This is a genomic window from Kaistia sp. MMO-174, from assembly GCF_037147815.1.
In the GTDB taxonomy this organism is placed as follows: Bacteria; Pseudomonadota; Alphaproteobacteria; order Rhizobiales; family Kaistiaceae; genus Kaistia; species Kaistia nematophila.
In genome coordinates, this window is sequence record NZ_JBBCUO010000006.1 from 98415 (window position 1) to 123721 (window position 25307).

Annotated in this window: 24 protein-coding genes and 1 tRNA gene; 12 read left to right on the forward strand and 13 right to left on the reverse strand. The window is 67.3% G+C overall.

What is annotated here, in order from left to right; genetic code table 11:
* Positions 1 to 3: 3 nt before the first annotated feature.
* The 3 genes from WFK98_RS21185 to WFK98_RS21195 all read right to left on the reverse strand — a co-directional run bounded on the left by WFK98_RS21185 (position 4) and on the right by WFK98_RS21195 (position 3861).
* Complete coding sequence (locus tag WFK98_RS21185; RefSeq protein WP_336801629.1) at positions 4 to 1626, reverse strand: adenylate/guanylate cyclase domain-containing protein; 1623 nt, start codon at positions 1624 to 1626, stop codon at positions 4 to 6.
* 183 nt (positions 1627 to 1809) lie between these two features.
* Positions 1810 to 2727, reverse strand: a complete 918-nt coding sequence (gene rpoH / locus WFK98_RS21190; RefSeq protein WP_266340274.1) for an RNA polymerase sigma factor RpoH — start codon at positions 2725 to 2727, stop codon at positions 1810 to 1812.
* A gap of 123 nt (positions 2728 to 2850) precedes the next feature.
* On the reverse strand, positions 2851 to 3861 hold the full coding sequence (locus WFK98_RS21195; protein WP_266340275.1) for an RluA family pseudouridine synthase: 1011 nt from the start codon (positions 3859 to 3861) through the stop codon (positions 2851 to 2853).
* Between WFK98_RS21195 and WFK98_RS21200 the strand changes: the two genes are divergently transcribed.
* Together WFK98_RS21200 and WFK98_RS21205 are read left to right on the forward strand one after the other, a co-directional pair.
* Complete coding sequence (locus WFK98_RS21200) at positions 3860 to 4243, forward strand: hypothetical protein (RefSeq protein WP_266340276.1); 384 nt, start codon at positions 3860 to 3862, stop codon at positions 4241 to 4243. The genes WFK98_RS21195 and WFK98_RS21200 overlap by 2 nt on opposite strands.
* 140 nt (positions 4244 to 4383) lie before the next feature.
* Positions 4384 to 4458, forward strand: a tRNA-Glu gene (locus tag WFK98_RS21205).
* 84 nt (positions 4459 to 4542) lie between these two features.
* Here the strand turns inward: WFK98_RS21205 and WFK98_RS21210 are convergent.
* Positions 4543 to 5445, reverse strand: coding sequence for a LysR family transcriptional regulator (locus WFK98_RS21210; RefSeq protein ID WP_336801630.1), 903 nt, complete (start codon positions 5443 to 5445; stop codon positions 4543 to 4545).
* 92 nt (positions 5446 to 5537) lie between these two features.
* Between WFK98_RS21210 and WFK98_RS21215 the strand changes: the two genes are divergently transcribed.
* Entirely contained in the window at positions 5538 to 6518 is a 981-nt protein-coding gene (locus WFK98_RS21215; protein WP_336801631.1) for an NAD-dependent epimerase/dehydratase family protein, read from the forward strand.
* Between the two features lie 6 nt (positions 6519 to 6524).
* On the opposite strand, the gene WFK98_RS21220 is transcribed toward WFK98_RS21215, so the two are convergent.
* Positions 6525 to 7634 carry a hypothetical protein gene (locus WFK98_RS21220; RefSeq protein WP_336801632.1) on the reverse strand — a complete coding sequence of 370 codons (1110 nt, stop codon included), beginning with the start codon at positions 7632 to 7634 and terminating at the stop codon, positions 6525 to 6527.
* A gap of 240 nt (positions 7635 to 7874) precedes the next feature.
* On the reverse strand, positions 7875 to 8450 hold the full coding sequence (locus WFK98_RS21225; RefSeq protein WP_266340280.1) for a DUF1134 domain-containing protein: 576 nt from the start codon (positions 8448 to 8450) through the stop codon (positions 7875 to 7877).
* Positions 8451 to 8691: 241 nt separating this feature from the next.
* On the opposite strand from WFK98_RS21225, the gene chpT reads away from it, so the two are divergent.
* Positions 8692 to 9468, forward strand: a complete 777-nt coding sequence (gene chpT / locus WFK98_RS21230; RefSeq protein ID WP_336801633.1) for a histidine phosphotransferase ChpT — start codon at positions 8692 to 8694, stop codon at positions 9466 to 9468.
* Between the two features lie 191 nt (positions 9469 to 9659).
* Here the strand turns inward: chpT and ctrA are convergent, their stop codons facing one another.
* Positions 9660 to 10361: a response regulator transcription factor CtrA gene (gene ctrA / locus WFK98_RS21235; protein ID WP_266340282.1), complete on the reverse strand. Its 702-nt coding sequence runs from the start codon at positions 10359 to 10361 to the stop codon at positions 9660 to 9662.
* A 456-nt stretch (positions 10362 to 10817) separates the two neighbouring features.
* Between ctrA and WFK98_RS21240 the strand changes: the two genes are divergently transcribed.
* Complete coding sequence (locus tag WFK98_RS21240) at positions 10818 to 11228, forward strand: flagellar export protein FliJ (RefSeq protein ID WP_266340283.1); 411 nt, start codon at positions 10818 to 10820, stop codon at positions 11226 to 11228.
* Positions 11229 to 11287: 59 nt separating this feature from the next.
* Here the strand turns inward: WFK98_RS21240 and WFK98_RS21245 are convergent, their stop codons facing one another.
* Positions 11288 to 11923: a GNAT family N-acetyltransferase gene (locus tag WFK98_RS21245; protein WP_336801634.1), complete on the reverse strand. Its 636-nt coding sequence runs from the start codon at positions 11921 to 11923 to the stop codon at positions 11288 to 11290.
* On the reverse strand, positions 11920 to 12213 hold the full coding sequence (locus WFK98_RS21250; RefSeq protein WP_336801635.1) for a DUF3572 domain-containing protein: 294 nt from the start codon (positions 12211 to 12213) through the stop codon (positions 11920 to 11922). The genes WFK98_RS21245 and WFK98_RS21250 overlap by 4 nt, the downstream gene beginning before the upstream one ends.
* Positions 12214 to 12308: 95 nt before the next feature.
* Here WFK98_RS21250 and WFK98_RS21255 point away from each other — a divergent pair, with 95 nt between their 5' ends.
* On the forward strand, positions 12309 to 12680 hold the full coding sequence (locus WFK98_RS21255; RefSeq protein WP_266340286.1) for a response regulator: 372 nt from the start codon (positions 12309 to 12311) through the stop codon (positions 12678 to 12680).
* 320 nt (positions 12681 to 13000) lie between these two features.
* Here the strand turns inward: WFK98_RS21255 and rpmG are convergent, their stop codons facing one another.
* From rpmG to WFK98_RS21270, 3 genes are all read right to left on the reverse strand, one after another.
* On the reverse strand, positions 13001 to 13168 hold the full coding sequence (gene rpmG, locus WFK98_RS21260; protein WP_018181260.1) for a 50S ribosomal protein L33: 168 nt from the start codon (positions 13166 to 13168) through the stop codon (positions 13001 to 13003).
* Between the two features lie 87 nt (positions 13169 to 13255).
* Positions 13256 to 14470 (reverse strand): MFS transporter, encoded by a 1215-nt coding sequence (locus WFK98_RS21265; protein WP_266340287.1) that lies wholly within the window; start codon positions 14468 to 14470, stop codon positions 13256 to 13258.
* A gap of 94 nt (positions 14471 to 14564) precedes the next feature.
* Positions 14565 to 15014, reverse strand: a complete 450-nt coding sequence (locus WFK98_RS21270; RefSeq protein WP_266340288.1) for a DUF983 domain-containing protein — start codon at positions 15012 to 15014, stop codon at positions 14565 to 14567.
* A 188-nt stretch (positions 15015 to 15202) separates the two neighbouring features.
* On the opposite strand from WFK98_RS21270, the gene WFK98_RS21275 reads away from it, so the two are divergent.
* From WFK98_RS21275 to dprA, 4 genes are all read left to right on the forward strand, one after another.
* Positions 15203 to 16159 (forward strand): aspartate carbamoyltransferase catalytic subunit, encoded by a 957-nt coding sequence (locus WFK98_RS21275; protein ID WP_336801636.1) that lies wholly within the window; start codon positions 15203 to 15205, stop codon positions 16157 to 16159.
* Between the two features lie 7 nt (positions 16160 to 16166).
* Positions 16167 to 17489 (forward strand): dihydroorotase, encoded by a 1323-nt coding sequence (locus WFK98_RS21280; RefSeq protein ID WP_336801637.1) that lies wholly within the window; start codon positions 16167 to 16169, stop codon positions 17487 to 17489.
* A 73-nt stretch (positions 17490 to 17562) separates the two neighbouring features.
* A complete protein-coding gene (gene plsY / locus WFK98_RS21285) occupies positions 17563 to 18183 on the forward strand; it encodes a glycerol-3-phosphate 1-O-acyltransferase PlsY (RefSeq protein WP_336801638.1) in 621 nt (206 codons plus the stop codon).
* A gap of 4 nt (positions 18184 to 18187) precedes the next feature.
* Positions 18188 to 19402 carry a DNA-processing protein DprA gene (gene dprA, locus WFK98_RS21290; RefSeq protein ID WP_336801639.1) on the forward strand — a complete coding sequence of 405 codons (1215 nt, stop codon included), beginning with the start codon at positions 18188 to 18190 and terminating at the stop codon, positions 19400 to 19402.
* A 64-nt stretch (positions 19403 to 19466) separates the two neighbouring features.
* Here dprA and WFK98_RS21295 read toward each other — a convergent pair whose 3' ends face one another.
* Entirely contained in the window at positions 19467 to 19625 is a 159-nt protein-coding gene (locus tag WFK98_RS21295) for a hypothetical protein (RefSeq protein ID WP_266340293.1), read from the reverse strand.
* 296 nt (positions 19626 to 19921) lie between these two features.
* Between WFK98_RS21295 and topA the strand changes: the two genes are divergently transcribed.
* Together topA and rnr are read left to right on the forward strand one after the other, a co-directional pair.
* Entirely contained in the window at positions 19922 to 22693 is a 2772-nt protein-coding gene (gene topA / locus WFK98_RS21300; RefSeq protein ID WP_336801640.1) for a type I DNA topoisomerase, read from the forward strand.
* Between the two features lie 293 nt (positions 22694 to 22986).
* The gene (gene rnr, locus WFK98_RS21305) at positions 22987 to 25236 is read left to right on the forward strand and encodes a ribonuclease R (RefSeq protein ID WP_336801975.1); all 2250 of its coding nucleotides are present in this window, start codon (positions 22987 to 22989) and stop codon (positions 25234 to 25236) included.
* Positions 25237 to 25307 lie beyond the last annotated feature (71 nt).

A 25307-nucleotide genomic window follows, 5' to 3' on the forward strand; every position in this document is an offset into this window, starting at 1 on the left:
GGTTCATTCCGGCAGGCCGGCCAGCTTCAGGCCTTCCATGTAGCGGTCGAGCTGCGGGCCGGCGAGATTCTTGATGCCGTCGCGGACGCCGGCGACCGTCAGGCCCGGGCTTTCGGCCAGGAGCCGACGCACGGCGTTGCGGGCGAGCGTCGTCTGGCCAGCGAGCGCCGCAGAGGTCGCCTGCAGGCGATAGGCCCAGACCATGCCGGGACGGCCATGCAGCGACTGGCCGGCCCAATGCGCCGCCTCGGCATAGTTGCCGAGCAGGAAATGGCAGGTCGCGATGCCGGCGAAGGCGTTGAACTGGATCGGATCTTCCGGGCTCAGCGCGATCGCCTTCTCGAAGCTCTCGATGCCGAGTTCCGGCCGCTCCGAATAAGCCTGCGCATAGCCCAGCCGGGTCCAGGCCCAGGCGAAGGTCGAATCGAGCGCGATGGCTCGCTCGATGAACTGCAGCGCGCGCGACTGGTCGGTGTTGAGGATCGAGAAGGTGGCGCCGATCGCGGTCAGGACAAGCGGATCGGGTTCGCCCAGCTCCGCCGCCAGCTCGGCGAGCGCAATCGCCTCGGCGCGGTCGGCGGCCGGATCGTCGGACCAGAGATAGGTGATCTGCTGACTGAGGCACCAGCCCTTCAGGCTGATCGCGGCGCTCGAACGCGGATCCGCGAGCAGTGCCTTCTGCAGCAGCGCCAGGGCGGCGGCATTGTCCTCGCGCCGATGCGCCCAGAAATGCGGCATTGCCTGCAGCACGAGCTCGTGCGTCTTCAGCGTTTCCGTCGCCTTGCGCCTCACCCGCTCGATTTCCGCCGCCCGGATGGCGGGGCGGAGCGCGCCGGCGACCAGCGTGGCGACTTCGTCCTGCAACGTCAGCGGATCATGGACGGTGCCATCTTTGCGGCCAGACCACAGATGCGCGCCCGTCTCTGCCTCGACCAACTGGGCCGTGACGCGCAGCGTTTCACCGGCCTGGCGAACGCTGCCCTCGATCACGTAGCGCACGCCGAGGTCGCGGCCCAGCGAGCGGACGTCGGTCGGCTTGCCCTTGTAGGTGAAGGCGGAATTGCGGGCGACGACGCGGATGTCGCGCACGCGCGACAGCGTGGCGGTCATCTCCTCGACGACCCCGTCGGCGAAGGCCTCGTGATCGCTGCGCAGCGACAGGAAGCCGGCCGGCTTGAAGGCGGCGGCCGGTTCGCCGAGCAACTGCCAGCGAACAGAATGGGTGATGGCGATGCCGCCGGGCGGCGCGGCGGCCTGCAGGCGCATGGCGAAGCCGATGGCGGCGCCGAACCGGTCGTCTTCGGTGAGGATCAGGTCGGCGAGCACGATCGCCGCGCGCACCTCGATCGGCGGGCGGCCGCGGGTGGCGTTGCGCGCCGCCATGCCGTTCTGGAACGCCATCGTCCATTCGACCGCGTCAAGGACGCTCGGAAACTCGATCAGGCCGCCATCGCCCATCGTCTTGATGATGTGGGCGCCGAATCGGGGAATGGTGGGTCGGACGAGGCTGCGATAGATCGCGCGCATCTCGCGAATGGCGCCGAGCTCGTCACGCTGGATGAGCTCGGAATAACCGACCACATCCAAGGCAGCAATGACGGTCAATCGGCGACGCGGGCGCGCCATGATGATCCCTCGACACTGTGTTGTATGAGCTATCGGGCCTGCCGCAGATTACGCAAAGGCAAGTCACCTCTAGCCGCATACAGCATCAGCGAAACTTTCGCAACGGTTTCGTTTGTCGAGAAAGTCGAAAGTTACGCGCGTAGGCAGAAAGGACGCAACGCGCGAAACCGACGCCGGATCGGGTCAGGCGTCGGTGTCGGCCAGTTCGTCGTCGGCGTGGCTGCGCTCGAGATCGCGCGCGCCACGCTTGACCGCCTTCTGCACCTTTTCGAACGCCCTGACCTCGATCTGGCGGACGCGTTCGCGGCTGACGCCGAATTCGGCCGAGAGTTCCTCGAGCGTCATCGGGTCGTCGGCCAGGCGGCGCGCTTCGAAGATGCGGCGTTCGCGCTCGTTGAGCACGCCCATCGCATCGCGCAGCAGCTGGCGGCGGTTGTCGGCCTCTTCCTGGTTGGCGAGGATGGTTTCCTGGTTGTCGCTGTCGTCGACCAGCCAGTCCTGCCATTCGCCGCCCTCGGTATCGGCGCGAAGCGGCGCGTTCAGCGACGCGTCGCCGCCAAGGCGACGGTTCATCGAGATGACGTCGTCGGTCGAGACGCCGAGCTTGGTGGCGATCTGCTCGACCTGGTGCGGCTTCAGATCGCCTTCCTCGAGCGCCTGGATCTGGCTCTTCATCTTGCGCAGATTGAAGAACAGGCGCTTCTGGTTGGCGGTCGTGCCCATCTTGACCAGGCTCCACGAGCGCAGGATGTACTCCTGGATCGAGGCCTTGATCCACCACATCGCATAGGTCGCGAGGCGGAAGCCCTTTTCGGGCTCGAACCGCTTCACGGCCTGCATGAGGCCGACATTGCCCTCGGAGATCACTTCGCCGATCGGCAGGCCGTAGCCGCGATAGCCCATGGCGATCTTCGCCACGAGGCGCAGATGGCTCGTCACCAGCTTGTGGGCGGCGCTGCGGTCGTCATGCTCCTTGTAGGCCTTGGCCAGCATATATTCTTCATCCGGCGCGAGCATGGGAAAGCGGCGGATGTCGTCGAGATAACGTGAAAGTCCGGCTTCGCCGGACGCGATGACAGGAAGACTTGCTCTGGCAGCCATACGTGCCCCCTCCATTCTTTTCGGCGTTCCCCGAAAGCCAACGCCGATCGCGGCCATGTTGGCCCGCATGGAGATATATAGGCACGAAATACAAGTTTAACAGGACCGATTGGTCCGACCCGATCACAGTCCGTTGAAGGCCTCGATCAGATCGGCCAGGTCTTCCGGCGGATCGCTTTCAAAATGCAGCGTTTCTCCGGTCGTCGGATGCTCGAAGCCGAGCAGCCACGCGTGCAGCGCCTGGCGGTGGAAGCGGGCGATCGCGCTGCGGGCCGGTTCCGGGATCCGCGCCAGCTTGGTAAGGAAGCCCTTGCCATATTCCTGGTCGCCGATCAGCGGATGCGCCATCGCGGCCATGTGGACGCGGATCTGATGGGTGCGGCCCGTCTCCAGCCGGAGGTCGAGCAGGCTGGCGATCGGATTGGCGGGATCGCCGAAGCGCTCCTCGACCGTATAGTGGGTGATCGCTTCCTTGCCGCCCGTCTTCACCACCGCCATCTTCAGCCGGCTCACCGGCGAGCGGCCGATCGGGGCGTCGACGAGGCCGTAGGGCAGGGACGGCACGCCCCAGACGATGGCGCGATAGCCGCGCTCGAGCGGACCGGAGCGGCCATGGTCGGCGAACTGGTTGGCGAGGCGCTTGTGGGCGCGGTCGTTCTTCGCCACCACCATCAGGCCGGTCGTGTCCTTGTCGAGCCGGTGCACGATGCCCGGGCGGCGGACGCCGCCAATGCCGGAAAGGCTGTCGCCGCAATGGGCAATCAGCGCGTTGACGAGCGTGCCGGTCCAGTTGCCGGCGGCCGGATGCACGACGAGGCCGGCCTGCTTGTCGATGACGAGCAGGTCGCTGTCCTCATAGACGACATTGAGCGGGATCGGCTCGCCTTCCGGCTCCGGCGCCACGGCGGGCGGCACGGCGACGCGGATGACGTCGCCCGCGTTGACCGCCTTTTTGGCCTCCACTATGGTCGCGCCGCCGATCGAAACGTGGCCGGCCTCGATCAGGGCCTTGAGGCGGCTGCGGGAAAGCTCGGCGATCGCGGCGGCCAGATAGGCGTCGAGGCGACGGCCAGCCGCATCCGGTTCGACCACGAGGTCGACGATTTCCTCGCCGTCATCCGGAAACTGATCCATGGTCAACCCTACTTCCTCTTCGAACGGCGCGCCGCAACAGGGTGGCGATACGCCCCTCGATCCCGCCGTCGAGCGCGTCCGGCAGAAGCTGAGACGACTGATTCTGGTATCGAGTCTGACGGTGGTGCTCGGCTTCGTCGCCGTGCTGTTCGCCGTCATCTATCGGATCGGCCCCGGCGGAAGCAAGTCCGGTCTTGCCCCGTCCTCGGCGGAACTGCGCATCGAGCAGGCCATACCGGCCGGCGGCCGCGTCGTTTCCTCGGCGCTGAACGGCGACCAGCTGGCGCTGACGCTCGATGTCGGCGGCGCGACGCGCGTCGTCATCCTCAACATCAACACCGGCAAGGTGCTGCGCAACATCAGCCTCGGCACCACGCCGTAGCGCCGGGTCGCGGGTTTCCGCCATCTTCTCCCCCATGCGGAAAAAGTTCTGCACAGGGAGTTTCAAAGAACTTTGGCGAGGTGGCTTGCCAAGGTTCCGATCACCCGGTATATCGCCGTCATCCGAAAGCAAACGGATCCGCGCCCATCGTCTAGCGGTCAGGACGTCGCCCTCTCACGGCGAAAGCAGGGGTTCGATTCCCCTTGGGCGTACCAAAACCTCCACATTCCAGAACTGAATACTGACCCGTCCAACACGGCATGTTTCGCGCGTGGGCTAGCCGCTTGTGCCCTTTAGGCTCAGGCGGGAGATGGCCTTCCGGCGACATAGTCGCCGAGCCCCGCGACCAGATGGTCGAAGGCGAGGCGCATGCGCCGGACCGTGCCGAGATCCTCGTGCATGGCGACCCAGCATTCGAGCGGATAGGCGAATTCTGCCGGCACGAGATGGACGAGCTCGGGATCGCGCGCCGCGAGCGGGCTCTGGCAGCCGCCGATGCCGAGGCCGGCCCGGATCGCGGCGAGCTGGGCGGTGTCGCTGTCGGTGCGCAGGCTGAACATCTCGCGCGAAAGCGGCAGGCCCAGCTGCTGCAGCGCCCGGATGGCGGGTGAATCGCGGTCGAACCCGATCAGCGCATGGCCATCCAGCTCGGCCAGCGTCCCCGGCGTGCCCCGTCGCGCCAGGTAGCGGCGATGGGCATGCAGGCCGATGTCGATCGTGCCGATGCGGCGGGCGAGCAGGGCGCCCTGCGTCGGCCGGGCCATCCGCACGGCGATGTCGGCCTCGCGCCGCACCAGATCCTCGTTGCGGTTGGAAACCACCAGTTCGACGGCGATGCCCGGATGCCGCTCCATGAAGGGGGCGAGGATCGCCGGCAGGATTTCCGTGCCGACCACCTCGCTCGCCGTCAGACGCACCGTGCCGCGGTCCCCGGCCGCCTCGGCCGACGCCGCGCGCACCAGCGCCTCGGCGGCGGCGGCCATGGTTTCGGCATGCGGCGCCAGCTCCAGCGCCGCCTCCGTCGGCGTCAGGCCGGCGCGCGAGCGGGTGAACAGCACGACGCCGAGCGCCTGCTCCAGTTCGTCGACGTGGCGGCCGAGCGTCGGCTGGGTCAGCCGCAGGCTGCGCGCCGCCGCCGACAGGCTGCCGTCGCCGAGTACGGCGAGGAAGGAGCGGAAATGGTCCCAGGATGGGGTCATCATAGAAAAATGTATGACTGGCATCCAAAGTTCAACAATTTAAAATGACATGCGCCAGCGCGATGTTCGTTTCCACGGCAACGAAGGAGCGGATCATGACCGAACAGAAACGGGCCCTGGTGATCGGCGCGACGGGCGGCGTCGGTGGCGCGGTGGCACGGGCGCTTTTGGCGCATGGCTGGCGGGTGCGCGCGCTGCAGCGCGACCCGGCGGCGGCCCGCCGCAAGCCCGGCGGTGATGGCATCGAATGGGTCAGGGGCGACGCCATGAACCCCGCCGACGTCATCGCCGCGGCGGAAGGGGCGTCGATCCTGTTCCATGGCGCCAACCCGCCCGGCTATCACAACTGGCGGGGTCTGGCCCTGCCGATGCTGGAAAGCACGATCACCGCCGCGAAGGCGGTCGGCGCCCGCATCGTCTTCCCCGGCACCATCTATAACTTCGGGCCGGACGCGCGGCCTCTGATCGACGAGACCTCGCCGCAGCGGCCGACCACGCGCAAGGGGAAGATCCGCGTCGCCATGGAACGGCGGCTGCGCGATACGGCGGCCGCCGGGACGCCGGTGCTGATTGTCCGTGCCGGTGACTTCTTCGGCCCGCATGCCGGCAACAACTGGTTTGCAGCCGGCATCGTCAAGCCGGGTAAGCCCGCGACGACGATTGCCTATCCGGGCAAGCGCGACATCGGGCATGACTGGGCCTATCTGCCGGATCTGGCCGAGACCATCGTCGAACTGATCGAGCGCGCCGACGAGCTCGGGCCGTTCGAGGTGTTCCACTTCCGCGGCCATTATTTCGAGCACGGCGTCGACATCGCGAAAGGGGTCGCGGCGGCGATGGGGCGGCCGGCAAGCCGGATCCGCGGCTTTCCATGGTTCGCCATCTATCTCGGCGCGCCCTTCGTCGAGATGTTCCGCGAGCTGATCGAGGTGCGCTACCTCTGGAAGGAGCGGCTGGAACTCGACAATCGCAAGCTCATCGCCTTTCTCGGCCGCGAGCCGCATACGCCCCTGCCGGAGGCGTTGCACACGACGCTGGCGGCGATGGGAGTGCTGCCCGTGGCGTCTGCGCGCTGACGTCCCCTAGAGGCCGGTGCCGGCGTGCTGCAAGGCGCGGATACGCTCGGCAAGGCCCTGGGCGGGCGCCGGAGACGGCGTCCCCTCGGGGGGCGGAGGCAGCATCGTGACGAGGGTCGGGCCTTCGCCGCGCTCATTGGCGAGGCGCGCCACGGCAGCGCCGAACTCGATCAGCTTGCCGCGCAGCAACGCCGTCTCCTCGGCACTCGCGGTGCCCGAACGAAGCCTCAGCGCCTCGATATCGGCTTCGAGGCCGGCATTGCGGGTTTCGAGCGCAGCGATGCGCTGCTCCAGCTCGCGCTTCTGGTCCTTGAGCGCCAGGGCGCCCATTTCGGCCGTCTCCGCCTCGACGAGGCGGATCGACAGGTCCTTGACCTTGGCGTGCGTCTCTTCGAGCTCGGTTTCGCGCAGCTTCAGTTCGGCGATCGCGGCGCGCATCGTCGCCTCGCTCTGGGCCTCGCGCTCGCTCTGCTCCTCGATGCGGCGGCGCTCGATCGCCAGATTGGCCTTCAGCGTCGACATCTCGCTCTCGATGCCGGCATTCGCCACTTCGTCGCCCGTCGTCGACATCTTCAGCGCCGCCAGCGCGTCGCGCATGTTGTCGAGCTCGGTGTCGCGGGCGATGATTTCCAGGCGCTGCGCCTCGCGTTCGTCGTTCGTCTCGCGAAGCGTCTCCTCGGTTTCGGCCAGCTTGAGCCGGATCTTCTCCAGCCGTTTTTCGTTTTCGGCGCGGTCGGTCGTAGCGGTGGCTGCGGCGAGTTCGGCGTCGGCGACGCGGACTTCCAACTCGGCCCGGCGCGCTTCGAGCGCGACGATGTCATCGGCCGAAAGCGAACCCTGTGCCGTCAGATGGGTGATGACCTCGCGCTTGCGGTTGATGTCGATCATCTGCTCCATGACCTGCGCCTTCAGCCGCTCGACCGTCTGGTCGAGGGTGCGCGTCGACATGGCGAAACCGGCGCGGATCTGATCCTTCTCGGCCTGGATCTCGGCGCGCGTCATCGGCAGCGTCCGCTCCATGTTGCGGCGGGAGAGGCGGACGGCGCGGCGCCAGAAAGGGGGGATGAGGACCAAGGCCAAGATGCCTGCCGACAGGAAGCCGAGAGCGAAGTACATCAGAGATTCAATCAACGCACCGTCTCCGGATGTCGGTTGCGCCCGCGGAGCGCCTGGCGAGAACCGCTCCGCAGACATCGGCCTTCAGCGCCAGCCCACGCGCAGGCTTCCAGATGACATTGTCCGAACCCGAGAGTCCAGCCACAAGCGCGTGTCGCCGGCCCGCAATGCCGGTTCTGACGCGGGTGTGGCTTTGTCGCGATGATCCCGGTCACAGCCGCCGGGATTCAATGGCCCTGGTCAGAAGGGGTTCCAGGTCTGACGGTCGGTGAACTTCAGGTAGCCGATGTTGAGACCGAGGCGGGCGCCGAGGCCGGAGACGATCGGGACGATGAAGACGTCGTCGCGCGACAGCACCGTCATGCCGACGCCGCCGACCAGGAAGGCCGAGCCGTTGACGCCGCCGAAGCGCGAATAGATCGCGTTGATCGAGGGCAGGTTGTAGACCAGCATCATGACGCGCGAGCCTTCGCCGCCGATGTCCCAGCCTAGCGAGGGACCCTGGAAGAACACCTGATGCTGGCCGGCGTTCTTGGTGTAGAGCGTGCCGTTGCCGTAGCGCAGACCCGCGAACAGCGCGCCCGAGCCCTGCTCGCCGAGAATGTAGCCGTTCGGCTGGCCATATTTGGAGACGGCGTGCTCGACGACGGTGGCGAGGCTGCCGGAAACCTCGCCGAAGAACTTGTGGCCGGTATTGACCAGCTCATCGGAAGAATACTGGTTCTGTGCCTGAGCCTGGGCGTGGCTGAGGGCAAGGAAGGGCGCCGCCAGGGCGACCAGCGCGAGCAGGAGGAAAAGACGCAGGCTGCGGGTCATGTCGGTCGGCTCCTTGTCGTGGCGGCTGTCATGGCACGGAACCCGATCCCCGATGGGCGGAAACCGGCAGTGGGCACGCGAATCACCTCAGGAAGTGTAAGTCAAAAAGGGGCGGCATCGGGGCACGCGGTGGGCTGCAGGAGCTGCGGGCCGCGACCGGCTGGCGGTTGGCAGCTTCGCTGGGCCGGTGTATCCCCGAAGCGCCTTTTTTACTGCGCTGATTCGTTCAGGGGGATCCGTCATGACCAATGAGATCGAACTCGAAGCCCTCGATCTCGCGGCGCTGCTCTGCAGCCGCGTCTGTCACGACATCATCTCGCCGGTCGGCGCCATCAACAACGGCCTCGAGGTCCTCGACGAGGAGACCAGCGAGGAGATGAAGGCGTTCGCCTTCGACCTGATCCGCAAGAGCGCCCGCCAGGCTTCTGCCAAGCTGCAGTTCGCACGGCTCGCCTTCGGCGCCGCCGGTTCCGCCGGCGCCGAGATCGACATCGGCGACGCCGAGAAGGTGGCGCGCGGCTACATGGAAGGCGAGAAGGCATCGTTCGAGTGGACGGCGCCCCGCGCGTTGATGCCGAAGAACCAGGTCAAGCTGATCCTGAACCTCGTGCTGATGGCGGTCGCGGCCGTGCCGCGCGGCGGCTCGATCAAGGTCACGATCGAGGGCGAGCCCACGAAGCCGGACGTCACCTTCCATTGCTCCGGCCCGAGCGCCCGCATCCCGGTTGCGTTCGAGAAGCTCATTCCCGGCGCGATCGTCGACGTCAACATCGATGCCCATGCCGTGCAGCCCTATTATGCGGGCCTGCTGGCGCGCAGCTGCGGCATGAGCGTCGCCGCCGTGCTCGACGGCGCCGATGTCATCATCACGGCGCGCTCCAGCGCCCTTGCGCCTGCGGCGGAAGAGGCTCCGGTCGAGGCGCCGGCGGTCGAGGCTCCCGCCACCGAGACGATGCTGGCGGACGCACCCGAGGCCGCCGCCGAGGCTGCTGTCGCCGAGACCACCGGCCAGGCCTGATCCCGACTTGGACGCCCGGCGCGTCCGAGGCAACAAAAAAGCCGCGCGGCTTGATCCGCGCGGCTTTTTTGTTGCCTGCCAGTTGGTTGGCCCGGGGCGGGGAGCGCAGCTGATCGCCGCCGCCGCGCAGCCGGACAAGAAAAAAGCCCCGCAGGGGCGGGGCTTTCTAGTTTCGGCCGGGGGAGGTCCGGCTATGCGCTTGCGCGCATCTGGGTCTCATCCGGCTCGCGCAGCACGTAGCCGCGGCCCCAGACGGTCTCGATGTAGTTGAGTCCGTTGGTCGCGGTCGCCAGCTTCTTGCGCAGCTTGCAGATGAAGACGTCGATGATCTTCAGTTCGGGCTCGTCCATGCCGCCATAGAGGTGGTTCAGGAACATTTCCTTGGTCAGCGTGGTGCCCTTGCGGAGCGAGAGCAGCTCCAGCATCTGGTATTCCTTGCCCGTCAGGTGGACGCGGCTGCCATGCACTTCGACGGTCTTGGTGTCGAGGTTGACGGTCAGCTCGCCGGTGACGATCACCGACTGGGCATGGCCCTTCGAGCGGCGCACGATCGCGTGGATGCGCGCAACGAGCTCGTCCTTGTGGAAGGGCTTGGTCATGTAGTCGTCGGCGCCGAAACCGAGGCCGCGCACCTTGTCCTCGATGCCGGCCAGGCCGGAGAGGATCAGGATCGGCGTCTTGACCTTGGCGACGCGCAGCGACCGGAGAACCTCGTAGCCCGACATGTCGGGCAGGTTCAGGTCGAGCAGAATGATATCGTAGTCGTAGAGCTTGCCGAGATCGACACCCTCTTCGCCGAGATCCGTCGTGTAGACGTTAAAATTCTCGGACTTGAGCATCAACTCGATGCTCTGCGCCGTGGCGCTGTCGTCCTCGATCAGCAGAACTCGCATACCAATCCCCTCAATTGCCTATCCTGGGCTTGGCGCTCCGGCCTCGAAAACCGGTGCTTGGAAAACGGCTCACCCCGATTCGAAGGCTAACGCTTAATGGTTAACAAATTCTGATTCGTGCTCACAAGGGGTTCAGGCGAATTATTCGGAAATCGCCCAAGCTCTTTGAGATTCCGAGCGAATTGGTGTGGATTGCACCTCATCGCCCGAATGCACGCAATCCGGTAACCAATTGGTCGGACTCACGGAATTAGGATGAAGGCACCGCAGGATGGGTTTACCCGCCCTTAAGCCCTCCAGCGCATGATTAACGCGAGACGTAAACGAAAGGTTAGCGCGAGCCCGAAGGCTTAAGGTTTTGACAAGTCTGATGGCCGCAACCCACAGCGGCGATGCGCGCCTGCAAGGGCCGGCGTCGCGGCGCGTGTGCGTCTCAGTGTTCAGGGAGTAACGAGTATGAAGTCGCGTGATAGCATCATTCGGCTAAAGCGTTTCCAGGCCGAGGAAAAGCGTCGGCAGGTCAACCAGATCCAGACCATGGTCGCCGAGTTCGAGCGCATGGCCCGCGACCTGGAAGACCAGATCAATGTCGAGCAGGAACGGGCCGGCATCCGGGACAGCTCGCATTTCGCCTATCCGACCTTCGCCAAGGCGGCGATGGCCCGGCGCGACAATCTCCGCGCCTCGGCGCATGATCTTGAGGCGCAGCTTTCGGCCGCGCAGGCCGAACTGGACCTGGCGCTGGACGATCTCCGCAAGGCGGAGCAGATGGCGGCGCGCGACCAGGAGCGGAGCGCTTCGGTCGAGCTCGCGGCGGCGCGTCGTCCCGGTCGCTCCTCGACGGCGGCCGAGCGGCGGTCCTGGTAGGGGTTAACAGCGCACCAAGCTGGTAGCCTTCCGTCAACCCTTTCCTGCCGGCGCCGGCCTCAGCCGGCGGTGTCCGGATCGATCAACGCGACATGCGGGCCCGCCGAGCGCGGCAGGTGGCCGTCGAGGCGCGGGTCGGTCGACACCTCGATCGCGAACTTGAACGGCGCGAAGCCGGATCGCCTGTAGAAGCGCAGGGCGGCCGGATGGTCGAAGGAGCAGGTATGGAGCCAGACGCGCTCCGTGCCGCCGTCCCAGGCGACGGCAAGCGCCGCATTCATCAATTGCCGCGCCGCGCCGGTGCCGGTCGCTTTCGGCACGACGCCGAACATGGCGATCTCGACATTCGCGGGCCCGCCTTCGCCATGGTGCAGTTCGGCGAGGCCGATCGGCACGCCGTCCTGCTCGAGGAAGTGGATCTCGGTCGTCGGCTTCGCCAGCAGGGCGCGGAGTTCGTCGTCCGACATCACGGCGCGGGAAAACCACAGCCAGTCGGTGCCGATGCGGCGGTAGAGGTCGCGATAAGAATCGAGGTCCGGCTTTTCGACACGGCGCACCGTACGGTTACCGGCGCCGTCCGGCTCCGCCGAAGGGGCAGGGCGCTCCGTCATTTCCAGATAGGTGACGACATTGGCGATCCGGCCCGGCGGCAGGTCGGTGTAGCCGTCGAGGTCGAGCGCGATGGTTTCGGTCATTCCGTGATTTCCCGGTCGAGCAGGTAGCGGGCGGCGGCGATCATCGTCGGCCTTATGTTGGCGCGGGCGGCGAAGACAAGCAGCAGCGCCTCGTTCTCCATGAAATATTCGAGGACGCCGGCGAGGAAGCCGGGGTCGGAGGCAGCGTCGCGCAGCGTCTCAGGGCCGAGGCCGACCAGCGCCAGGAAGCGGCCCAGTTCCTCCGGTTCGGAAGCGAGGAACGCCAGTCCCTCGATCGCCAGCCTTTCCGCTCCCTCGACATCGAGCGGCGGCTCCTTGTGCCGGATCATGCATTTGCCTTTCCGAAACGAATCTTCGCTAATTTCCAGATCGATACCATCTAGTAGACGCCGTCGACGGGATCGAGGGCTGCAAGCAGGGACGAATGGCAAAGACCGTTCTCGTGGTGGAAGACAACGAGCTCAACATGAAGCTCTTCCACGACCTCCTCGAAGCGCATGGCTATAACATTATCCAGACCCGCAGCGGGCTGGAAGCGCTGGAGCTTGCCCGGACGCACCGGCCCGACCTGATCCTGATGGACATCCAGCTGCCCGAGGTTTCCGGCCTCGAAGTGACGAAATGGATCAAGGAGGATGACGAGCTGCGCGTCATCCCGATCATCGCCGTCACCGCCTTCGCCATGAAGGGCGACGAGGAGCGCATCCGCCAGGGCGGCTGCGAGGCCTATCTGTCGAAGCCGATCTCGATCGCCAAGTTCATCGAGACGGTGAAGACCTATCTCGGCGACGCCTGAGGGCAGTTTCGTCCGATCCTCCCCGGAATTTCCGATCGCGGCGTGGTCAGGTGGCCCGCTGCGCCCCATATGATCTGCATGGGCATCGGGCCGCCGCTGCGGGCGGCCGGCGCCGGTGAGGACCGGCGCTTCTCGAAAACCCCGCGGAGCCCCAGGGCCGCATCTCCTGGGTCCGCGAGGCCGGCCCGGTCGGAGCGGCGAGAGTGGCCTCCTCCAAGACCCGCACCCGGCCGGGCCACGCTTTCCGTCGGCGGAGCCGAAATGAGGACAATAAAAAAGGCGCCGAAATGGCGCCTTTTTTGGAAATCTGCGTGCCGATCCTACTTGATCTTGGCTTCGCGGAACTCGACGTGCTTGCGAGCGACCGGGTCGTACTTCTTGGCCGAGAACTTCTCGGTCATGGTGCGCGAGTTCTTCTTCGTGACGTAGAAGAAGCCGGTGTCAGCGGAGCTCACGAGCTTGATCTTGATCGTGGTGGCCTTGGCCATGGTCAAACCTCAAAATTGTTGCGCGCAACGTAGCAAGAACTGGCCCGGCGCCTTTGTGCGCGCACCCTACGGATTCAGAAGTGAAAGTCAAGAAACGTTCTTGGAGACTCCCTTGGAAACTCCCTGTGAGTTGCCTCTGGGCAGGCGCGCCAACCCCATGCGGATGATCAGCATGGCAAGATAGGCGGCGAAGAAGATGCCGATGCCGATGGCGAAGCCATGCGGATCCCACATGTCCATCGCGACGCCGAGCGTGGCCGGGCCGACCAGGCCGCCGAGTGAATAGCAGAACACGAAGGCGGCATTGGCGGCGGCGAGGTCCGAGCCGGTGAAGCGCGAGCCGAGATGGGCGAGGCCGACCGTATAGAGCGAGCCGATGACGCCGCCCCAGATGGCGAGCGCCACCATCAGGAGCCAGAAATGCGAGGCCACCATCGGCAGGATCGCCGCGCCGAGCAGGCCGAAGGCGGCGATGATCATCAGGAGCTTCCGCCGGTTCATCCGGTCCGACAGCATGCCCATCGGCATCTGCAGCAGGATGTTGCCGATGGTGACTCCGATGCCGAGCAGGATCACCAGGTCACGGGTGTGGCCGACGCGCTGGCCGTAGATCGGCAGTAGCGCGAAGGCGCCGGTCTCGATCGTGCCGAAGAGCAGCGCGGCGCCGGTCGCCGCCGGGGCCAGGAACAGGAAGCGGCCGAAGGAGTGGCTTTCGCGGCGGTCGAGCTTGGGCGCCACCGGCATGCCGCAGAGGACCGGGATGATGCCGAGCATCAGCACGACCGAGCCGACCAGGAAGGGCAGCAGGCCCTGCGTGCCGGTCAGCGACAGAATGACGGGGCCGAGCGCGAAGCCGCCGGAAAGCACGGAGGCGTAGATGCCCATGATGACGCCGCGCCGGGCAGGCGGCGCGGCCGAGCTGATCCAGAATTCCGACAGCACGAAGGTGGTGGTGACGGCGGCGCCGCCGACGAGGCGCAGGATGAACCAGGCCCAGAAGGGCGAGAGATAGAAGAGCGGCAGCGCGGCCGCGAGCACGAGAATGGCGAGGGCCAGCAGCTGGGCGGTGCCGATTCGCGCCGCGAGCCTGGAGACGAAGGGGGTGATGGCGATCGCCGCCAGGCCCCAGGTCGCCGTGTTGATGCCGATCCATGTCGAGGAGATGCCCCGATCTTCGAGCGTCAGCGCCAGCAGCGGCAGGGTGATCGAGAAGCCGAGGCCGACGGCCGCTACCGATCCGATCGCCGCGACGAGGCCAATCGTGCCTCCGCCATCGGTCCGCCGTTCGGATGCCATGGTCATATATTCGCCTCGGGTACTGAATTGCAGGGTCGCTCAAGGACGGCGCCGTTCTAGACGCTGAGCCGGCCGGGGTCGAGAGGGAGAGAAACCGGCGTCAGCCGGAATCCGCCCGCCACGCTTCTGCCGCGTGGTCGTCGGCGTCGCCGTCCGGGTCGAAGCCGTGCATATAGAGCGCCCATTGCAGGCCGACGATGGCGCCCTTGACCGGCCGCAGCAGGCCGAGCGTCAGCACCGCCGTCAGCGGCAGCCAGATCGCCAGATGCGTCATGTTGGAGAGATGCCAGGCCATTTCCACGATCAGCATCAGCGGCACCACGATATGGGCGACGATGGTGATGGTGAAATAGGGCGGGGCGTCGTCGGCGCGCTGGTGCGACAGGTCCTCGCCGCAGGCCTCGCAGGCATCGACGACCGTGAGGTAGCCGTTGAACATGCGGCCCTTGCCGCAGGCGGGGCAGCGACACAGGAATCCGCGCGTCATCGCCTGCGCCCATGAACGCTGGGGTCGCGCGGTCGCTTCCGAACTGCTGATCCACTGGTCCATCAGGATCTCCTCGACGCGGCTAATATCGCGCCTCCGACCCATGATACAAGCCGACGCGGCAATCCACCGCGTCGGCGTCTGCCGGTTGCGGGCGTCACTGGCGCCGCGTTGGCCGACGTGCAAAACAGGCGTCGGATCGCCCCCGGTCTTGTCGCACGGTCCGACTCCCCATATAGGGATCGCTTCAAATGAACGAGCTCAAAGCCAGTCCCGCCGCAGTGTTCGCGCATCGCCACCTGCTAGGCATAGAAGGTCTCCTGCCTGCGGAGATCATCGCCCTTCTCGACCTGGCCGAGGAGGCCGTCGAAGTCAGCCGACAGGTCGAGAAGAAAAAGGCCGTTCTGCGCGGCCGCACCCAGATCAACCTGTTCTTCGAAGCGTCGACGCGGACCCAGTCCTCGTTCGAGCTCGCCGGCAAGCGGCTTGGCGCCGACGTGATGAACATGTCGGTCGGCTCGTCCTCGGTGAAGAAGGGCGAGACGCTCATCGACACGGCGATGACGCTGAACGCCATGAACCCCGACATCCTCGTCGTCCGCCACCACGCCGCCGGCGCGGTACATCTGCTCGCGCAGAAGGTCGGCTGCTCGGTGATCAACGCCGGCGACGGCGCGCATGAGCACCCGACCCAGGCGCTGCTCGACGCGCTGACGATCCGTCGCCACAAGGGCCCGATCCACGACCTGACGGTTGCGATCTGCGGCGATATCCTGCATTCGCGCGTCGCCCGCTCCAACATCATGCTGCTGAACGCGCTCGGCGCACGGGTGCGCTGCATCGGGCCGTCGACGCTGCTGCCGAAGGGGCTAGACCGCCTCGGCGTCGAGATCTTCACCGACATGCGCAAGGGGCTGAAGGACGCCGACATCGTCATGATGCTGCGCCTGCAGCGCGAGCGGATGGACGGCTCCTTCGTGCCGTCGGTGCGCGAATATTTCCACTTCTTCGGCCTTGATGCCGAAAAGCTGGCCTATGCCAAGCCCGGCGCGCTCGTCATGCATCCCGGCCCGATGAACCGGGGCGTCGAGATCGACTCTGCCATCGCCGACGGGCCGCAGAGCCTGATCCGCGACCAGGTCGAGATGGGTGTCGCGGTGCGCATGGCCGTGCTCGAGGCGCTGGCGCAGAACCTGCCGAACGGATGAGGGCGAGATGACCGATGAGCGTCTGAATCCGGCCGAGCGTCCGCTCGTCCTCACCAATGCCCGGGTGATCGATCCGTCGCGCAAGCTCGATGCCCGCGGCAGCGTGATCGTCGAAAACGGCGTGATCATCGCCGCCGGCCCCGAGGCCGACGCGACCGCGTTCCCCGAGGGCGCCGAGATCGTCGATTGCCGCGGCGCCGCCGTGATGCCCGGCCTGATCGACATGCGCGTCTTCGTCGGCGAGCCCGGCGGCGAGCATCGCGAGACCTTCGCCTCCGCCGGCCATTCGGCCGCCGCCGGCGGCGTCACCACCGTCATCATGATGCCCGACACCGATCCCGTGATCGACGACGTGGCGCTGGTCGATTTCATCGCCCGCCGCACGCGCGATACGGCGCTCGTGCGCGTCATGCCGATGGCCGCCATCACCAAGGGCCTCAAGGGCCGCGAGATGACCGAATTCGGCCTGCTGCGCGACGCGGGCGCGGTCGGCTTCACGGATGGCCGCCATTCGATCACCAATGCGCTCGTGCTGCGCCGGGCGCTGACCTATGCGCGCGATTTCGGCGCGCTGATCATGCACCATCCGGCCGATCCCGACCTGACCGGCGCCGGCGTGATGAACGAGGGCGAGACGGCGACCCGGCTCGGCCTTTCCGGCATTCCGAAGGAAGCCGAGATCATCATGCTGGAGCGCGATGTCCGCCTCGCGGCGCTGACGCGCGGCCGCTATCACGCGGCGCAGATCTCCTGCGCGGAATCGCTCGAGATCATCCGCCGCGCCAAGAAGGCGGGCCTTGCCGTCACCTGCGGTGTCTCGGCGACGCATCTGGCGCTGAACGAGCTCGATATCGGGCCCTACCGCACCTTCTTCCGCCTGTCGCCGCCGCTCCGCTCGGAAGACGACCGCCAGGCGATGATCGAGGGCGTCGCCGACGGCTCGATCGACGTCATCGTCTCGAGCCACGATCCGCAGGACGTCGACACCAAGCGCCATCCCTTCGCGGAAGCGGCCGACGGCGCCGTCGGCCTCGAGACCCTGCTCGCGGCGACGCTGCGCCTCGTCAACAATGGCGATGTCGATCTGCTGACGGTGGCGCGCGCGCTGTCGACGCGGCCGGCGGAACTGCTCGGCCTGCCGGGCGGACGGCTGACCGCGGGCGCTCCCGCCGATCTCGTGCTGGTCGACCCGGCCATGCCCTGGATCTGCGACGGCGAGAAGCTGCGCTCGCGCTCGAAGAACACGCCTTTCGAGGGCGCGCGCTTCGAGGGCCGGGTGCTCCGGACAATCGTTGCGGGCCGGACCGTCTACGCATACGCTGGCGACTGACGGGGTCTCTTCGCGACGCCGGGCTCCGGGAGCCGGCGTCGCTTCTTGTATCTGAGTTTCGGGGGAAGCTGCCATGCTGCCACAGCCGGTCGGCTGGGATCTCACTGCGTCGCTCGTCGTGGCGGCGCTGGTTCTCGGCTATCTCCTTGGCTCGATCCCGTTCGGGCTGATCCTGACCCGCTTCGCCGGGCTCGGCGACATCCGCTCGATCGGCTCCGGCAATATCGGCGCCACCAATGTGCTCAGGACCGGCAACAAGAAGCTCGCCGCCGCGACGCTGATCGGCGACGCGCTGAAGGGGACCGTCGCGGTGCTGGTCGCCGGCCATCTCTGGGGCCCGGAAGCCGCCATCCTCGCCGGCCTCGGCGCGTTTCTCGGCCACATCTTCTCGATCTGGCTGCGCTTCAAGGGCGGCAAGGGCGTCGCCACCTATCTTGGCGTGCTGATCGGACTCGCCTGGCCGATCGCGCTGCTCTTCGCCGTGGTCTGGATCGCCGTCGCCTATATCTCGCGCTATTCGTCGCTGGCGGCGCTGGTCGCCAGCGTCGTCGTGCCGATCGTGCTGTTCGCCATCGGCGACATTCCGAAGGGGCTGCTCTTCGCCGTCCTGTCGCTGATCCTGATCGTCAAGCATCGCGCCAATATCGGGCGGCTCCTCGGCGGCACCGAAAGCCGCATCGGCCAGAAGGGCTGAGGCGATGGCGGGCGGGGAAGACGGTTCTCCCCGCGACGTCAGGCCGGCCGGCGCCGATCGTCTTTCGGACCGGGAGCGGCTGGCCTGGCTGAGGCTGATCCGCAGCGAGAATGTCGGCCCGGTCACCTTCCGCCAGCTGATCCGCCATTTCGGCTCCGCCACCGCCGCCCTCGACGGGCTGCCCGAACTCGCGGCCCGCAGCGGCCGGCAGGCCCGCGTCGCGGGCCGCGCCGACGCCGAGCGCGAGATCGCGCAGCTCGCCCGCCTCGGTGGCCGCTTCGTCGCCATCGGCGAACCCGATTATCCCGCCTGGCTGAAGGCGATCGACGCGGCGCCGCCGCTGATTTCGGTGCGCGGCGGCCTCGGCGTGCTCGCGCGGCCGATGATCGCCATCGTCGGCGCCCGCAGCGCCTCCGTCGCCGGCTGCCGGATGGCGCAGCGCCTCGCGCGCGATCTCGGCGATGCCGGCTTCGTCGTCGTCTCGGGCCTGGCGCGCGGCATCGACGCGGCGGCGCACCAGGCGGCGCTTGCCGCCGGCACGGTCGCCGTCTTCGCCGGCGGCCTCGACCGGCTCTACCCGCCGGAGAACGCCGCGCTCGCCGATCGCATCCTCGAGGCGGGCGGCGCGCATGTCTCCGAGATGCCGCTCGGCTGGGAGCCGCGCTCGCGCGATTTTCCGCGCCGCAACCGTCTGGTGTCCGGCATGGCCTCCGGCACGCTCCTGGTCGAGGCGGCGCAGCGCTCGGGCTCGCTGATCACGGCGCGGCTCGCCGGCGAGCAGGGCAGGGCGGTGTTCGCCGTGCCGGGATCGCCGCTCGATCCGCGCGCCGCCGGCACCAACCAGTTGATCAAGCAGGGCGCCCATCTCGTCACCGAGGCCGCCGACGTGCTGGAGATCGTGGCGCCGATGATCGGCCCCGCCTTCGCGCCGAAGCCCGACTGGCTGGCCGATCGCGGCGACGGCATGGCCGAGCGGCTGGCGGCGCCGGAATTCGCCGGCGAGGCGCGCGACGACGGCGATCCGGATGGGGTGGAGGATCCGGCGCGGGGCGACCGCGAGCGGCTGATCGAGGCGCTCGGGCCGGTGCCGACCGAGATCGACGACTTGATTCGGTTCACGGGGCTGTCGGCGGGGCTGGTGCAGGTGCTGCTGCTGGAGCTCGACCTCGCCGGCCGGATCGAGCATCACGCCGGCCAGCGCGTCTCGCTGCTTGCCTGAGGCGGGGCGACGGCCTCGGACACGGCCCCGGGTGTGTCGCCGCCCCGATGAATGCCGGGAGGCTCTAGCCGTGATAGTGTGTGCGCCGGCTCTGTTCGCGGGCTTCTTCCTCGGCGATGGCGAGGAGATAGGAAAGCAGCTCCAGGCCCACGCCGGCGGCCATGCCCCGCAGTTCCCGGGTCATGTCGGCGATGTAGACGGCCTGTTCGTGCCGGAGGCTCATGCCGTCGAGCCTGGCCGTTCCGCCCGGGTCGCTGGTATCTTCCGGTTGCCACCCCATATCCATACCTCGACCGTTGGGAGACCAGGCTTACTTTCACATAGTTGCACGACAAATCAGTTGCAACCAATAAGAGCAAGCGCGTTTGGTCTGCCCGGCTTCATTGACAGTCAGGGTGCTTTCCGGGATTGTCCAGCCCGAATGCGCCCACCTCCGTGGGCTGGCGGGGTTTCCGCCTTGTTCCAAATCCCGTCGGACCGGGCTTCGTCGCTCGTTCGGCCTTTTCGTAAATGGCATTGATGAATCTCGTCATCGTGGAATCGCCCGCCAAGGCGAAAACGATCAACAAGTACCTCGGCTCCGACTACAACGTCGTGGCGTCCTACGGCCATGTCCGCGACCTGCCGTCGAAGGACGGCTCGGTGCTGCCGGACGAGGATTTCGCCATGAGCTGGGAGGCGGACCCGAAGTCCGCCAAGCGCCTCACCGACATGGCCGCCGCCGCCAAGGCCGCCGACCGCATCATCCTCGCAACCGACCCGGATCGCGAAGGCGAGGCGATCTCCTGGCACGTGCTCGAGGTGCTCAAGCAGAAGCGGGCGCTGAAGGACAAGCCGGTCGAGCGCGTCGTCTTCAACGCCATCACCAAGCAGGCCGTCCTCGACGCGATGAAGAATCCGCGTCCGATCGACGAGGCGCTGGTCGACGCCTATCTGGCGCGCCGCGCGCTCGACTATCTGGTTGGCTTCACGCTGTCGCCGGTCTTGTGGCGCAAGCTGCCGGGCGCCCGCTCGGCCGGCCGCGTCCAGTCGGTGGCGCTGCGCCTCGTCTGCGACCGCGAGAACGAGATCGAGATCTTCAAGCCGCGCGAATACTGGTCGTTGCTGGCGACGCTGGCGACGCCGCGTGGCGACGAGTTCGAGGCCCGCCTCGTCGGTGCCGACGGCAAGAAGATCAGCCGTCTCGACGTCGGCACGGCCGAGGAGGCGGAAGCCTTCCGCAAGGCGCTCGACGCTGGCCGCTACACGGTCGCCGAGATCGAGTCGAAGCCGGCCAGGCGCCATCCCTTCGCGCCGTTCACCACCTCGACTCTGCAGCAGGAGGCGAGCCGCAAGCTCGGCTTCGCGCCGAACCGCACCATGCAGCTGGCGCAGCGCCTCTATGAAGGCGTCGACATCGGCGGCGAGACGGTCGGTCTCATCACCTATATGCGTACCGACGGCGTCGACATGGCGCCGGAGGCGGTCGCCGCCGTCCGGGGCGTGATTGGCGAGGACTTCTCCGCCAAGCATTTGCCGGACGCGCCGCGCAAATACCAGGTCAAGGCGAAGAACGCCCAGGAAGCGCACGAGGCGATCCGCCCGACCGATCCGAAGCGCCGTCCGCGCGAGGTCGCCCGCTATGTCGACCAGGACCAGGCCCGTCTCTACGAGCTGATCTGGAAGCGCACCGTCGCCAGCCAGATGGAATCGGCCGAGATGCAGCGCACCGCCGTCGACATCCTCGTCGATGCCGGCGGCCGCAAGATCGACCTGCGCGCCTCGGGCCAGGTGCTGACCTTCGACGGCTTCCTAGCACTCTACAATGAAGACAAGGACGACGACGGCGACGAGGACGAAGGTCGCCTGCCGCGCATGGAGAAGGGCGAGGCCCTGACCAAGAAGGCGATCGCCGCCACCCAGCATTTCACCGAGCCGCCGCCGCGCTACAGCGAGGCGACGCTGGTGAAGCGCATGGAAGAGCTCGGCATCGGCCGTCCCTCGACCTATGCGGCGACGCTCGGCGTGCTGCGCGACCGCGAATATGTGCGGATCGAGAAGAAGCGCCTCGTTCCCGAGGACAAGGGCCGCCTCGTCACGGCGTTCCTGCAGAGCTTCTTCGCCCGCTACGTCGAATATGATTTCACCGCCGATCTGGAAGAGAAGCTCGACCAGATCTCGGCCGGCGAAATCGCCTGGAAGGACGTGCTGCGCCAGTTCTGGCTGCAGTTCTCGACCGATGTCGGCGAGACCAAGGAACTGCGCGTCGCGCAGGTTCTCGATGCGTTGAACGATCTGCTGGGTCCGCACATCTTCCCGGCCCGCGCCGATGGCGGCGACCCGCGCGCCTGTCCGTCCTGCGGCACCGGCCGCCTGTCGCTGAAGCTCGGCAAGTTCGGCTCGTTCATCGGCTGCTCCAACTATCCGGAGTGCCGCTATACCCGCCAGCTCGCCGTCTCCGGCGACGAGGCGACCCCGGGCGAGAATGGCGAGAACGGCTCCGCGCTTGGCGCCGACGGCGCCAAGGTGCTCGGCAAGGATCCGGTCACCGGCCTCGACGTGACGCTGCGCACCGGCCGCTTCGGCCCCTATGTCCAGCTCGGCGAGCCGGAGGGCAAGGAAAAGCCGAAGCGTTCCTCGCTGCCCAAGGGCTGGGAGGCGGGAAGCCTGGACCTCGAAAAGGCGCTGGCGCTCCTGTCGCTGCCGCGCGAAGTCGGCATCCATCCCGAGGACGGCAAGCCGATCCAGGCCGGCATCGGCCGCTATGGCCCGTTCCTCCTGCATGACGGCAAATACGCCAATCTCGACAGTGTCGACGAGGTGTTCACCGTCGGCATCAACCGCGCCGTCTCGGCGATCGCCGAGAAGGCGGCGCGCGGCGGCCGTCCGGCCCGGGCCGGCGCCGAGCCCTTGAAGACGCTCGGCGACCACCCGACATTGGGCGGGCCGATCACCGTGCATGCCGGCAAGTACGGTCCCTACGTCAAGCACGGCGCCGTCAATGCGACGCTGCCGAAGACGCTGGCGCCGGAGACCGTCTCGCTCGACGAGGCCGTCGCGCTGATCGCCGAGAAGGCGGGCAAGACGCCGGCCAAGAAGACGCGCGCGGCGGCGAAGCCGAAGGCGGAAGCCAAGACCACCACCAAGAAGGCGCCGGCCAAGAAGGCCGCCGCCAAGGTCGCCGACGGCGACGACGTGTCGGAAGACGCGCCGGCCAAGAAGGCGCCCGCCAAGAAGACGGCTGCCGCCAAGAAGCCGGCCGCGAAGAAGGCCGCGCCCAAGAAATCGGCCGTCGAGGCCGACGCCGAGTAATCGGCCGTCGAGGCCGACGCCGAGTAATCGGCCGCCGAGCACACAATCGAGGCCGGCTGTTGCCAGAACTGGCGTAGCCGGCCATTCTCATTTCTCCCCCTTGGGAGAGGACGGGCGAAGTCCCGGCCGCACCCCTTTCCGAATTGGACACAATCTACTTGGCCAAGAAGCCAGAAACTCCCCCAAAAGCCGCCAAGGTCCGGACGCCCGGCGCGAGATCCGCGACGCGTTCCGCCGCCTTCGCCAAGGCCTCCGGCAAGCCGGTCGCCCCCGTCGCGCCGCTCGCCAACGGCATGCCGTCGCGCGAGGCGATCCTCGCCTATATCGCCGAGCATCCCGGCAAGGCGACCAAGCGCGAGATCTCGAAGCATTTCGGCATTTCCGGCGGCGCCCGCATCGCGCTGAAGCGCCTGCTCAAGGAACTGAGCGAGGACGGCCTCGTCGAGAAGCATCGCAAGAAGCTGACGCGTCCGGGCGACATCCCCGCCATCACCGTGCTGCTCATCACCGAGCGCGACGACGACGGCGAATTCGTCGCCCAGCCCGCCAACTGGGACAGCGACCATGGCTCGCCGCTGCGCGTCCTGATCCGGCAGAACCGCGGCAAGCCGCTGGTTCCCGCGCCCGGCGTCGGCGACCGCGTGCTGGCGCATGTCGATCCCGCCGATCTCGGCGAAACCGGCTTCGCGCACACGGCGCGCATCATCAAGGTGCTCGAGAAGCGGGCGGCCTCGATCCTCGGCGTCGTGCGCATCACGCCCGGCGGCGCGCGCATCGAGCCGGTCGACCGCAAGCAGAAGGAAGCCGACGTCTCGCCGGACGACCTGAACGGCGCCAAGAACGGCGATCTCGTCTCGGTCGAGCCGAAGCGCGCCACGCGCTACGGCCTGCCGCGCGTCCGCGTCATCGAGGTGATCGGCGAGATGACGAGCGAGAAGGCGGTCTCGATGATCGCCATCCACGCGCACGACATCCCCTACATCTTCCCGGCGCAGGTGCTGGAAGACGCCGAGGCGGCGAAGCCCGCCAAGCTTTCCGGCGGCCGCGAGGACTGGCGCGACATCCCGCTCGTCACCATCGACCCCGCCGACGCCAAGGACCACGACGACGCCGTCTACGCCGAGCCGGATACCGACCCGGAGAACCCCGGCGGCTTCCTCGTCACCGTCGCGATCGCCGACGTCGCCTGGTATGTGCGGCCGAATTCGCCGCTCGACCGCGAGGCGCTGAAGCGCGGCAACTCGGTCTATTTCCCCGACCGCGTCGTGCCGATGCTGCCGGAGCGGATCTCGAACGACCTCTGCTCGCTGCGCGAGAGTGAAGACAGGCCGGCGCTTGCCGTCCGGATGCAGTTCACCGCCGAGGGCAAGAAGAAGTTCCACTGGTTCCACCGCATCATGATGCGGTCGGCGGCCAAGCTCTCCTACCAGCAGGCGCAGGCGGCGATCGACGGTCGCCCGGACGACAAGACCGGCCCGCTTCTGGAGCCGATCCTGAAGCCGCTCTGGGCGGCCTACGCGGTGATGAAGCGCGGCCGCGACAATCGCGAGCCGCTCGATCTCGACCTGCCCGAGCGCAAGGTGATCGTCGGCGCCGACGGCGCCATCGACCGGATCGTCGTTCCCGAACGCCTCGACGCGCACAAGCTGATCGAGGAGTTCATGATCCAGGCGAACGTCGCCGCCGCCGAGACGCTGGAGCGCAAGGGATCGCCGCTCGTCTATCGCGTGCATGATGCTCCGTCGCTCGCCAAGCTCGAATCGCTGCGCGAATTCCTCGCCACGATCGAGATGAACCTGCCGAAGAGCGGCAATCTCAGGCCGAGCAACTTCAACACCATCCTCGACCGGGTGAAGGACAGCGAGCACGCCGCCCTCGTCAACGAGGTGGTGCTGCGCTCGCAGAGCCAGGCGATCTACAGCCCCGAGAACATCGGCCATTTCGGCTTGAACCTGCGCCGCTACGCCCACTTCACCTCGCCGATCCGCCGCTATGCCGATTTGATCGTGCATCGTGCGCTGATCCGCTCGCTCGAGATGGGCGAGGGCGGGCTGCAGGACGGCATCGACAAGGATCTGGAAGCGATCGCGCAGGAGATCTCCGGCGCCGAGCGCCGCGCCATGGCGGCCGAGCGCGAGACGATCGACCGTCTCGTCGCGCATTGGCTGGCCGACCGGATCGGCGCGCATTTCTTCGGCCGCATCGCCGGCGTCACCCGCGCGGGCCTCTTCGTCAAGCTCGACGAGACCGGCGCCGACGGCTTCGTGCCGATCGGCTCGATCGGCTCCGATTTCTACCAGTTCGACGAGGCCCGCCAGGCCGTCATCGGCGCCCGCAATGGCGAGATGTTCCGGCTCGGCGATACGGTCGAGGTCAAGCTTGTCGAGGTGGCGCCGGTCGCCGGCGCGCTGCGCTTCGAGCTGATGTCCGACGGCAAGATGCTGCCGAAGGGCGAGCGCAAGGTCGCGGAGCGGGAGTTCCGCGGACGCGGCCGGCCGACGGGCGGTTCGTTCAAGGGACGGCCGGGGGGCAAGCGGCGGTAGATAATCTCGAATCCTTGAGGCAAGACACCGGCGCCTTTTGCCCCTATTAACCTTGGCGGGCCATAAGAGTC